Origin of the sequence: Sphingobium sp. RSMS (assembly GCF_005406185.4) — a bacterium.
Lineage (GTDB): Bacteria > Pseudomonadota > Alphaproteobacteria > Sphingomonadales > Sphingomonadaceae > Sphingobium > Sphingobium fuliginis.
On record NZ_CM191258.1, the window covers coordinates 537,641 to 549,442 of the forward strand.

11 protein-coding genes are annotated in these 11,802 nt (G+C 62.7%); 3 read left to right on the plus strand and 8 right to left on the minus strand.

Annotation, left to right across the window (positions count from 1 at the left end; translation table 11 throughout):
• Positions 1-345 precede the first annotated feature (345 nt).
• The gene (locus tag EGM87_RS20530) at positions 346-1,620 is read right to left on the minus strand and encodes a hypothetical protein (protein WP_137708915.1); all 1,275 of its coding nucleotides are present in this window, start codon (positions 1,618-1,620) and stop codon (positions 346-348) included.
• Positions 1,621-1,814: 194 nt separating this feature from the next.
• Positions 1,815-2,669 (minus strand): sterol desaturase family protein, encoded by an 855-nt coding sequence (locus tag EGM87_RS20535; protein ID WP_137708914.1) that lies wholly within the window; start codon positions 2,667-2,669, stop codon positions 1,815-1,817.
• Positions 2,670-2,753: 84 nt separating this feature from the next.
• On the opposite strand from EGM87_RS20535, the gene EGM87_RS20540 reads away from it, so the two are divergent.
• Positions 2,754-3,596, plus strand: coding sequence for a LysR family transcriptional regulator (locus tag EGM87_RS20540; RefSeq protein ID WP_137708913.1), 843 nt, complete (start codon positions 2,754-2,756; stop codon positions 3,594-3,596).
• 140 nt (positions 3,597-3,736) lie between these two features.
• Here the strand turns inward: EGM87_RS20540 and EGM87_RS20545 are convergent, their stop codons facing one another.
• Positions 3,737-4,636, minus strand: a complete 900-nt coding sequence (locus tag EGM87_RS20545) for a LysR family transcriptional regulator (RefSeq protein ID WP_137708912.1) — start codon at positions 4,634-4,636, stop codon at positions 3,737-3,739.
• Between the two features lie 104 nt (positions 4,637-4,740).
• On the opposite strand from EGM87_RS20545, the gene EGM87_RS20550 reads away from it, so the two are divergent.
• Positions 4,741-6,729: an oxidoreductase gene (locus tag EGM87_RS20550; RefSeq protein ID WP_137708911.1), complete on the plus strand. Its 1,989-nt coding sequence runs from the start codon at positions 4,741-4,743 to the stop codon at positions 6,727-6,729.
• Positions 6,723-7,694 carry a TauD/TfdA dioxygenase family protein gene (locus EGM87_RS20555; RefSeq protein ID WP_025550697.1) on the plus strand — a complete coding sequence of 324 codons (972 nt, stop codon included), beginning with the start codon at positions 6,723-6,725 and terminating at the stop codon, positions 7,692-7,694. The genes EGM87_RS20550 and EGM87_RS20555 overlap by 7 nt, the downstream gene beginning before the upstream one ends.
• A 105-nt stretch (positions 7,695-7,799) precedes the next feature.
• On the opposite strand, the gene EGM87_RS20560 is transcribed toward EGM87_RS20555, so the two are convergent.
• The 5 genes from EGM87_RS20560 to EGM87_RS20580 form a co-directional block, all read right to left on the minus strand.
• Positions 7,800-8,429, minus strand: coding sequence for a TetR/AcrR family transcriptional regulator (locus EGM87_RS20560; RefSeq protein WP_171407217.1), 630 nt, complete (start codon positions 8,427-8,429; stop codon positions 7,800-7,802).
• A 116-nt stretch (positions 8,430-8,545) separates the two neighbouring features.
• On the minus strand, positions 8,546-9,097 hold the full coding sequence (locus EGM87_RS20565) for a hypothetical protein (protein WP_048577638.1): 552 nt from the start codon (positions 9,095-9,097) through the stop codon (positions 8,546-8,548).
• A gap of 453 nt (positions 9,098-9,550) precedes the next feature.
• Entirely contained in the window at positions 9,551-9,700 is a 150-nt protein-coding gene (locus EGM87_RS20570) for a hypothetical protein (RefSeq protein WP_157009776.1), read from the minus strand.
• A gap of 61 nt (positions 9,701-9,761) precedes the next feature.
• A complete protein-coding gene (locus EGM87_RS20575; protein WP_137708909.1) occupies positions 9,762-10,676 on the minus strand; it encodes an NAD(P)/FAD-dependent oxidoreductase in 915 nt (304 codons plus the stop codon).
• Positions 10,677-10,680: 4 nt separating this feature from the next.
• The gene (locus tag EGM87_RS20580; protein ID WP_137708908.1) at positions 10,681-11,682 is read right to left on the minus strand and encodes an SDR family oxidoreductase; all 1,002 of its coding nucleotides are present in this window, start codon (positions 11,680-11,682) and stop codon (positions 10,681-10,683) included.
• Between the last annotated feature and the right edge of the window lie 120 nt (positions 11,683-11,802).

Genomic DNA, 11,802 nt, shown 5'->3' on the forward strand with positions numbered 1-11,802 from the left:
TCATGTCCGGAAATATGGCCAGGCGCCGCGCAGATCGCATCGTCCCTCCCCTTCGGACAGAACATCCGCCGTTCTCGCGGTCTGGATGCCGGCGGCTTCAACCGCCTGTCCTTGATCCGGCATATCAGCGCCAGAACGGTGCAAGGCTAACTACGGCGCATATTGCATGCAAGTGCGCCTACATAGATCGTATTTGTGATCTCTCCGACCATGGCCTCGGACGGAAAAAGCCGGTTCAAGGCTCGATCGAGTTTTTACAGCGGTTGGGCACCAACAAGTGGCGGCTCAAAGCGCATCTGCGATGATCAGGCTGAATCGATCTGTGAAGACCCTGCGACCTTCCGCTCAATCGACCGCGAAGCGCCGGTCATAAGCAGCCTGGCGGCGCGCGATCTGTGCCTGCCTTTGCCGAGGCGTCACCTTCGCAACCGCTGGCGGCAAAGCCTCCTCAAGCCGCGCCAACGCCACTTTCCGGCTTTCGATCGACGGGGCTTCCGCACCGGGATCGGGGAACCCCTGCCAACGGTGCAGGACCAGCACATCATGCAGCCCGCATGGATTCAGCCAATTATGCACGCCGGGATCCGCCATGGAGAGGACATAGGTGAAGCGTCCGTCCGCATCCGGCGCCATTTGCGCATTGGTCAGGCTGATCTGCCTGTCGCGATTGGGCAGGCTGCGCAACCACAGGTCATGCAGGACGATGTCGCGATAGGTTGCGCCCGCCGCATTGGCCGTGATGATGACCGCTTCATCCTCGCGCAACGTGAAGTGGCCCAGGCTGCCCTGCTGGGTCACCAGTCCGCCCACAGACCCCGCTCCCTCGGGCGGCGTCATCATCTGTGGGCCGTTGAAGAACAGACGCTGGGCATAATAGGCATAGAATACATCGGACAGGATATTGCGAATGGCTGTAGCGGCCAGTTCATCTTCCGTCAGCGGGGGTCGCGTCGGCGGGTCGAGCCTGCGCACCTGCAACGCATCGGGCTGCTGCCGTTCCCAATCCCCCATGGAATCGCGGATGAAGAGGTAGAGCGTTCCTGCCGGTATCAGGAGATGATTCCGCCGTTTCCCGGCAGGCATATCATCCAGGGTGAGCCTGTACCGGCCGTCCTCGTCAATCTCCATGTCAAGTTGTTCGAGCGATACCAGCGTCGCGGACGTGGTGCTGTTGCTGACCAGTTGGAAAGTGACGTAAGTGGACGGTTCGACCTGCCTTTGCCCCGTCAATTCATAGCGTCCGCCAGCCGCGACGGGAATGATGCGATAGGCGTTGTTGGGATTGTCTCCACCCCATTTCGCGCCGGGTACCTTATGTCCGAACCATTGGCCGCCTTCACTATATACACGCAATATGCGGGGATGATTGGCATCCGTATTGGCAGCAACCAGCGTGCATTTGAAACAATAATCGGAAACATGGTCGTCGAACAGCGCCATCTGGTCGGCAGGCATGAGCCTGTCCGTCACGCGCCGCCACATGATCTCCGCACGGGCGCGAGCCGCCCTGACGTCCGGCCGCTCGAACAGCCGCATGGCGAGCCTCTCGAGATCGCGCTGGTCGACATTGGCCACCGGATTGGCGGCGGACAGAAAATAATCGCCAGTGTCGAGGGGCATCACATCCTTCTCCCATGCAGGCCCGGCTATCACCAACCGGATCGACCGTCATATAGAACGATCGTTCTTATATCTGGTTTTAAGCCGCCAATTTATGAAGATATGATGCACTTGGTAAACTAGTTCCGTCAAGCTCTGGCTTCACCGCGGGGCGCGACGCCAATATCTTCGGACCCGACGCATCCTGTGGCTGCTCAGGCCACTGCCCCCTCCCCCGCATCCGCCGCATGCGGTTCTCCGCTTTCCTTCGCCTTGGCGGGCATGCGCACCAGCGGATAGAACACCTCCTCCGCCCAATGGGGCTGCGCACCGGGCACTCCATAGCGCCAGGGCCGCCCCTGCGGAATGTGCAGCGTTCCGAAAATCCAGTCGAGAAAAGCGAAGGTGACTGCATAGTTGCGATAGGATGCGCCGTCCTTGCCATAGCCATGATGGCTATGATGCATGCCCGGGCTGATCAGCAGATGCTCGATCGCGCGAAACAAGGTGCCGAAACGCGGATGTCGCCGGATGGCGTCATCCCAGCGAAAATGGCTGTGGGTGATGAGGTTCCAGCAGAAGATGGTGAGAATGACGAGGCCCACCGCGATCCCCTGCCCCAGATAGACCGCAAAGCCCGTAATCCATGCGGTCGGCACGACGAACGACCAGAACAGATTGATGCGCTGTGTCACCAGCACGTTCATGTACCGCCCCGCATGATGTGTCCGGTGTATCTTCCATAACCAGCGAAGCGTCGGTCGGCGCTGCCCCTCATGCGCCCACCGATGTCCCCAGTAGAAGGCGAATTCCACCAGCAGGAACAGGCTGACATAGGAGGGCAGCAAGGGAAGGTGGGCGAGCGCACCCTTCCCCTGCGGCAGCAGCAGCGCGGCCGCGCCAGCGATCAACAGCCCGGCCAATATTCGCGTGACCAGCGGATTGAGCAGGGCGCACAGGCCAAGCACCAATATATCGTCGCGACGATAAATGCCGCGATGGCGGCCCATGAGAATTTCCGTTGCCAGGACGATCGCCGTCACGGCAAGCACCGGACCATAATAGGACATTGTTTCTCTCCTTGTCCGGCAATTTAGGCTGGCTTCGGGGAGGCTTCCAATTCATTGACAGTGTGATTTCGATGAGTTCAGCACATGGACATCCGTAAACTTCGCCATATCGTCGCATTGAGTCAGGAACGGCACTTCGGCCTGGCCGCAGACCGCCTTGGCGTGACGCAATCGGCTCTAACGCGCAGCATCCAGGCGGCCGAGGCGGAAATCGGCCTGCGCCTGTTCGACCGCGGGCGCGACGGCGTATATCCGACGCGCGCCGGCGAAGCGCTGTTGGCTGACGCGGTGCCGCTGCTCCGCCAGATGGCGAATCTTGAACGCAATATGGCGCTGCTTTCCGACCGCAGGTCGGGGGAAGTATGTTGCGGTTTCGGCCCCCTCGCCGCTGCATTGCTGTTGGAGACCATGCTGTCCCATGTCGCCCGCGATCATGGCGGCCTGAGGGTGCGGACGAAATTGGGCGATGTCGGGGAACTCCAGGCGTTGCTCCAGGAAGGGGAACTGGACTTTGCCGTCCTGGCCCATGTCCTTGTGGAAGACCGGCCTGACCTCAGCTTCAGGCGCATTGGCCGGACGCGGTTGGGCGCGTTGGTGCGACGCGGCCATCCCCTTGCCGGCCGCACGGTGGGGGAGGAGGACATCGCAGGCTATCCCATCATCGGCGGAACAGGCGGCAGCCCGATCTACGCGCCCACGATCAGTTGCGACAATTTCGAGATTGCGGGCCTGGTTACACTGGCAAGCGACGCTGTCTGGATCACGGCGGAGGCTTTGGCCGACGATCGATACGCGCTTATTCATGGTCTGCCAGTCGCTCAGCCGCTGGAGTTGGTGGTGGCATCCCTCGCTCGACGTACATTATCGGTCCAGGCGCTGTTGCTGATCGATCTGATCGTCGCGGCCCTGCGACACCGATCGGCCTAGAGCCAATCGACATTCAGAAGATGACGAGCCGAAAATGGTGGTTTTCCGTGACCCGGCGCGCAGCCTACTCAAAGTAGGTGAGCACCGGAAGCACGGAAAAGCGTCATTTGCAGGCCATCAGGGCTGAATGTCGATTGGCTCTAGGCGGAACTGCCCCAGTCGACCCGGCTTTGCAGGAACTCCGCCACGGCGCGGACGGCCTGACGCTTCATGCGATCCTGGGGAATGAAGAGCTGGACGTCGACGCTTTCCCGGTTCCACTCCGTCAATACCGGCTTCAGCAGACCCGATGCCAGTTCCGGAGCGACCAGCATTTCCAGCGTCTGGGCTATGCCGACTCCGGCGACCGCTGCGGCGGCTATGGCGTCACCATGATTGAAGGTGGCGACGCTGGCTGGGCGTAGCGACCGCCGCTCCTTTCCGCGAACGAATCGCCATTGACCAACCGGCCGATCGACCGTGGCGTAAAGCACGCAATCATGATCGTGAAGATCGTCAGGCGTCACCGGTTCGCCGCGACGCGCCAGATAATCGGGCGAAGCCACCTGCACGAAACGGGTACGGCCCAGATTGACGACTTCCCCCTTCCCTTCCGCCGGTACGCCGACGCGGATGAGCAGGTCGAACGCTTCGGGCCGGAACATCATGCTGCGGTCCCCGACGCTAAGGTCAAGGACGATGCGAGGATGAAGGGCGCGCAACTGCGACAGGGCCGGCACGACGAAGCGCAGGCCGATCGCGCCCGGCGCGTCCAGCGCGACGCGGCCACTAGGGCCCATGTCGCTCATCCGCATCCGGCTTTCGGCCTGTTCCACCGCTTCCAGAATGGATCGCGCTTCTTCCAGAAACAAATGGCCCTGAGGGGTGAGGGCGAAGCGGCGTGTCGTCCGGTGGATCAACCGCGCGCCCAGCCGGTCTTCCAGCCGGGCCAGATGGGTGGAAACCATGGTCGGGGAAAGAGCCAGCCGCTCCGCGGCACGGACGAAGCTGCCTGAATCCACGATCGCTACGAATACTTCCAAACCCGTCAGCCGATCCATGATTATCTCTCATCATTGCATAATGCGTCTCGAACTGTGGTGATTATCCGCTCAGATAGCAATGCTAGAAAGGAGGCGACTTCAATAATAAGCTGAGAGGAAGCATGGCCTATCCGCGCCTGTTCGATCCGTTCCGGATCGGCAATCTGACGCTCAAGAATCGCATCGCCATGGCCCCGATGGAAACGCATCTGGGCGAACCCGACGGCGGCGTGAACGAAGCGATCATCGCCTATTACCGCGAGAGGGCGCGGGGCGGCGCCGGCCTTATCATCACGGAATTCACCTGCGTCGACGCGGAAACCGGCTTCAGTTCCAACGTGCCGCAATTGCGGTTGGACAATGACCGGTTCAAGGCCGGTCACGCGCGACTGGTCGCCGCCATTCACGCGGCCGGAGCGAAGGCGGTCATCCAGATTTCGCACGCGGGGCGACAGACCAAGGAAAGCGTGATCGGCCGCCAGCCGGTCTCATCCAGCGCGATTCCTCTTAACAGCATCTATATGAACGCCGTGCCCCGGCCGCTGGAGGATGAGGAAATCCACCACATCATCGGGCGTTATGCGAATACGGCGCGGCTCGCCATGCTCGCGGGCTATGACGGCGTGATGCTGCATGGCGCCCATGGCTATCTGATCCAGCAATTTCTTTCCCCGCTGATGAACCATCGTGACGATGAATGGGGCGGCGATTTCGAACGCCGGCTGCGCTTTCCCACCGAAGTCATCAAGGCGGTGAAGGCGCAGATCGGGAACAAGCCGCTGATGTACCGGATGTCCGTGGTGGACGGCGTTGAAGGCGGCATCACCATCGAGGACAGCGAGAAGATTGCTCCGCGTCTTTGCGAAGCCGGTGTGGATGCCGTCGACATCAGCTGGGGCTTTCTGGAAAGCGCCCATCTCATCCTGGAGCCGATGTCGGTCGAGGAAGGGGATCGCCTGCCCTATGCCCGCCGCATCCGGGAAGCGACCGGCAAGCCGGTAATCACCGCAGGCGTGATGCGCTGGCCCGACAAATGCGAGCAGGCAGTGATCAATGGCGACACCGACATCGTGTCGCTGGGTCGCGCGCTGCTGGCCGATCCGATGTGGCCGATCAAGGCGCAGCGCGGATTGGTCGACGACATCCGGCCATGCACCTCCTGCAACTGGTGCATTCGCGAACTGGCGCAAAGTCGGTCGGTCGCCTGCGCGGAAAACCCCCGTTGCGGCAAGGAGACGGAAGCGGAACTGGAGCGCTTCGCCAATGGCCTGAAGGCGGCGGTGATCGGCGCGGGTCCGGGCGGCATGGCCGCGGCCCTGCTTCTTGATCAGGTCGGCTTTGCCGTCACCCTGTATGAAAAGCGCCAGCGTCTGGGCGGCAATCTTATCACCTCGGCCGTTCCTCCCGGAAAGGACAAGCTGTTCTGGTATCATAAATTCCTGCTGAACCGGGTCGAACGCAGCACCATCACCGTGCGCGTCGGGACGCAGGCGACGCGGGAGGTGATTGAAGAGGACCAGCCAGACGTCCTGATCCTCGCCAATGGTTCGCGGCTGGCGCCGCTTGACCTTGCGAACTGGGGCAATTTGCCGACCGCGCCGGCCTATGAAGTGCTGATGGGCGAAACGGATGTCCCGCCATCGACCCCTGAACGGCCGATCGTCATCTATGGCGGAGGTGAAACGGGAACGGAGACAGCGGAGTATCTGGCGCAGGACGGACATCATGTGCTGCTTGTCACCCGTTCCGACGCCAAGTTCCTCGCCCGCAACGCCGAAGTGCTTTACCGTGGCGCTCTGTTGCAGCGGCTGCATGGCAATGCGGCCATCCGCATCCTCGACAACACGACGCTGCATGCCGTCGATGGCGAGCATGTCACGCTCTCCGGCGATGGCGCACTGACGGATCAGCCGGCCGCGGCCCTGCTGCTGGCCCATGGTCTGGTGCCCGACAGCGAATTGCCGGACGCTCTCACCGGTCTCGACATTCCGATGATCCGCATCGGTGACGCCGCGCAGGTTGCGCGGATCGGTGAAGCGGTGCGCGACGCCTATCGCGCGGTGCAGGATCTGCGCCGCCTCATCCTGCAACCGGAGCCGATCGCATGCTGAACATCGCCACCACCATCGAACGCCGCCCGCTCGATGCACCTTTCGGACTGGAAATCGTCGGCGCGGACCTGACCCGCGATCTGGACGGCGCGACCCGGAAGGCGATCCATGATGCATGGATCGACGCGGGAATCCTGCTCTTCCGCGACGTCCGCAACGACGACATGGCGCAGATGCGCCTCAGCACCATCTTCGGGGAAATGGAACCCGCAGCCACGGCCGATCTGAACGATCCCGTCAATCAGTTCATGATGACGCTGGCCTATGATCCGCAGGACCCCTCGGGCCGCCCCAACCCCTTCTATCGCGTGGATGGCATCGATCGCGCAGGCTGGCTGGGCTGGCATTGGGATCAGAGCTTCATGCCCACAATCGTGCGCGGCGCCGTGCTGCGCATGACGGAACCGGCCCGCACCATGGGGGAAACCGGCTTCATCGACGCGATCCAGGCCTATGACCGGCTGTCGCCGGACATGCAGAAACGCATCGAGGGGCTGGAGGTCGTTTACGAATTCAACCCCGATTTCTGTTCCGGTCAATTCGGCTTCCCCACTGACATAGAACGCCTTGATGTCGGCGCGACGGTCAAGCCAGGATCGCATTACAATTTCCCGCCTGTCGTCCATCCGCTGGTGATCACCCAGATGGAAACGGGCCGGAAGGTGCTGAAACTCTCGCCCATGCATGCCCGCTATGTGCTGGGCATGGAAAGGGCGGAAAGCGATGCGCTGCTGACAGAGCTGGCGGCGCATCTGGGTGATCCAGCCCATGCCTATTTCCACAAATGGCAGGAAAACGACATGGTCGTCTGGGACAATTGGCGGATCGTGCATTCCGCCAATGGCGTTCCGCTCGACTGCAAGCGCAGCGCCCGCCGCACGACCATTGCCGGCGACTATAAGGTCGGGCGCTATCTCGACCCAACACTCGATCGGGACCGCGAAGTGAAGCGGCTGGTGGACTGAACGATGGCGGAGCCGTTACTGACCGGCGCGACGATGCCGGTCAGCGACGATGGCCATGCATCATGGATATGATCTATCCGCCGGACGAAGGAATGCCGAACGGCATCAGGACCAGCCGCGGAGGAACCTTCCGGCGATTTCCCGCGCCCGCCCTTCGCGGTGGACGAAGCCAATATCATCGACCATCACCCGAAATCCCTGGGTGATGAGGCCTTGCAGGTCGAAGGCGGCGTCCTGCGGATCGCCCGGGCGCAGCACGCCGTCCGTCATCAGCCGTTCGAAATAATCGCTGATCGGCCGGAAGCCCTCATAGGCATTGGCAAGCAGCATCGCGCCCAGATGAGGAAAGTCGCGCCGTTCCGCCACCGCGATCTGGAGCAGGGTCCGCCCCATCGGGCGGCATATCGCGACCTCCGTATAGGTGGCGACGAACCGCTCTATCGTTCCCAAGGGGTCGGCCACATCCAGTTCCAGCGCCCAGAGACCGGACCGCACCGCTTCCATGCTGCGATGGATCAGCGCGGTGAACAGCCCTTCCTTGCTGCCGAAACGGCGATAGATGGTGGTCTTGCTGACACCCGAACGCTCGACCAGCCGGTCCAGGCTGGTGCCGCCGAAGCCCGTCAACGCGAACTCCTCCAGCGCGATGTCGAGCAGCCAGTCGATGCGCCGGTCGACCTCCGCGCGCGGCAGCCGACCGCCCTGCCAGCGCTTCCCTGCCTGTCCTGTCGTCATGGTTTCGCCGCTCATCCTGCGCGGATAACCCGGCGCGCCGCGCAAACCAAGGGGCAGTCCGCGCCGGTTCGCGAAATCGCTCCTGCGGGAAGCGCCACCGCCATTATCGGCGCCCTTCAATGGCGTTGGAGCGCGCGCTTGGCCTCTGGCGTGATGGTATAGACCGCTTCGCGCTGCGCCCCGCGATTGGGATGATCGACCCGATACCCCTGATAGTGGCGGCGCAAAAGGCCGGCGCGGACCAGGTCCGATACGACCCGGCTCACATTCGTCCGTCCCGATCGCAATATTCGCGACTGAACTTCCTGTTCGAGCTGCCGTTCCACCTCTTCGGGATCGGCCATATTGCCCGGACGCGACATCAGATCGGCGTGAACCGCATCGATCATGGCGCGACGCCGACAATCCCGTTGCGCGAGAGGCGCCAGCGCCTGGCAAAGCCAGTCACGGACCGGCACCCTCCCCTTGCCGCTGCCGACATAAGGTCCCACGCTGTCGTTGGAACCCGCTTCCTGAGCGATCAGCTTCAACACCAGCAATGCATAGCGGGGCCGCTTCGACACCGTCGATATGCGTTCGACAAGATCGGGAAGCGCGGACGTCACGGGCAGCGATGGCGGCCGGGACGCCGCCGGTGATTGCTCGAAGAGATCAGGCTGGTGGAACATATGTGGAATCTAGCACATGCTGAGTCCGTGTGAATCCCCCTCTGCGGCGATCTTCCAACAAAAAGCACGGATGACACTTTACCCGGCAAGCGCGTGGGATTTCGCGGTCCATTGCCATTTCCTGGGGCTCGATCTGAACGGCCAATGGTCGTGACCTGCCCGGTGCCGCGAAGAATGCTCTTCCTTTCCGAAAAATCAGCCGTGACACTTAATCCCCCGCGCGCGAATTCGGTAAAGTGTCACACATGCCATTCAGCATGGTTCCCATTCTTCGAGAGGTTCGCGACGGCTTTTCTGCACGATGATCTAATATAGTTTTACGCGATAACGGATTTGCCGGAACGGCCGTGAAATCGGGTCGTTGCAGAATAAACCAGCCATCAGGGGTGAAGATGTTATGAAAATGGCTCCCGCGTTTCTCATTGTCGCACTGGCCGCATGTGCGCCTTCCGATCAGGGCGATTCCGGTGATTCCACTTTCGCGCCGAGCAACACGACCGCAGGCACGGTGCCCGACGGCATTCCCGGCGAAGGCCCCGGCAGCGCCATGACGGATGGCGAGACCAGCACGCGGGGCGCCGTTTCCGCCAGCGACAGTCCCACGGCAACGCAGGGATCTTCAGGTTCCTCCGCGGCACAAAATGGGTCCGGGCGATAACGCGCCTTATCGGAAGAGCGAAATCTTCGCCGCCAGATCGTTTCGGATCGTCGTGGCGGCGACGCCCCCCTCCCCCATGGCATGGCTGATCTGGTCCAGGCCCTTGGCCACGTCGCCGGCCGCATAAAGGCCCGGCACGCTCGTTCGCTGATGGTCGTCGACGATGAGGCAGCCGTCGTCCGTCGCTTCGGCCTCCAGCATCACCGCCAGTTCCGACCGGATGATCGAGCCAAGCGCCGGATAAACCGTGTCATAGGCTTGCGCCCCATTCGGCGTCGGCACCGATATGCTTTCGCCATCGATGCGCAGCGGTTCGCAAGGACCGTTCACCAGGGCGATGCCCGCCTCCTCCAGTCTTACCCGCTGGTCGGCGGACAGTTCATGATCGCCCTCAGGTGAAATCAAGCTGATGTCGGGGGAATAGGTGCGCAGGAACATCGCTTCGTTCGTCCCGCGCGTGCCCGTTCCGATGACGGCGATACGCCGGTCGGTGACTTCGTAGCCGTCGCAGATCGGACAATAGCGCAACAGCCCCTGCCGAAGCGCGGCATCGTGCACATCGGGCGATATGGGCGGCGCATTGTTCACCACGCCGGTCGCCAGCAGGACGCTGCGCGCCTGCCAGGTTTCGGTCCCGACATGCGCCAGGAAAATATCGCCGTCCTTCTCCAGTCCCGTCACCAGCCCTTCCGTCACCTCACCGCCGAATTCCGCCGCCTGCCGGCGCATGAGCGCGAGCAGCTCCCGGCCCGATATGCCGCCGGGATAGCCTGCATGATTGCGGGTATGCGGGATCAGCGCAGCGCGGCTGTTGCCCGCGTCCACGATCCTGATCCTCAAATGGAAGCGGGCCAGATAGATGGCCGCCGTAAGGCCGGCGGGGCCAGCGCCCACGACGAGGCAATCCAGGGGCTTCGTCATTCCGCTAACGCCCGGGCTGCCGGCGCGGCGTCAGCAGGCCGAGTAGCAGAACCCCGGCCGCCACACCCGCGCCGGTAGCCAGGGCGGCCTTCCGCCGTTCCGTCGCGGGTTTGCGGAACCCGCCGTCGATACCGCCGCTGTCCCGTGGCGGATCGAACAGATTGCCGCGCGTGACCGGCGCGCGTTCCGCAGAGGCAAAATAGCGCCCGAAGGCCAGATTCCCGATCCGGCTGAGCAGCGAGGGCGCAAATGGATGGGCGAACCGCACGGCCCAGGTCGGCGTCCCCAGCAGCAGGCTGTCGCGGGGCCGGTCCGCCAGGCGCACCACGGCGGCCGCCACCCTCCTTGGATCGAGTATGGGCGGCGGGGCGGTCAGCGCCTTGCCGGTATAATTGCCGGCGTGGTGTAGCGCGGGCGTATCGACGAAGGCCGGATAGACGTCGCAAATATGGATGTCCGGCCATTCGGTCATTTCCGCGCGCAATGCGTCCGAAAAGCCGCGCAGGCCGAATTTGCTCGCCCCATAGGCGGCGGCATAGGGCGTGCCGGTCAATCCGCCTAGCGAGATCATGTTGACGAAAATGCCGTGCCGCTGGGCCATGAAGATCGGCAGCACCGCATGGGCGTCGTTCATATGGCCGATGAGGTTGGAACGGATCGTCCGTTCGTGCACCTCCATCGGGACGTCCACGAACTTGCCGACGGCTCCGACGCCGACATTGCTGAACCAGAGGTCGATCGACCCGCAAAAATCGCGCGCCGACCGGGCGAGCTGACGCACTGCATCCGCATCCGCCACGTCGAGCGGTACGACCAACACCTCCGCCCCGGCCCTGCGGCACGTCTCCGCCACGGCTTCCAGCGCCTCGCCATCCCGTGCCGCGAGGACCAGCTTTCCTCCCCGGGCTGCGAACGCCTGTGCCGTGGCCTGGCCTATGCCGCTCGACGCGCCCGTGATGACGATATGGGTGCAGGGCGTTCGCATGCCCCCGCGGCTCTTGTTCATGATCGCTCCTGTCAGCCTGTTCACCGATAAGCGCGAGAACGGGACTCCCGTTCCTGATCCTGGTTCCGAAAGCCGATTTTCCTTGCCATGGGTTAGGCCGCGTGGACGAATTCGGAATGT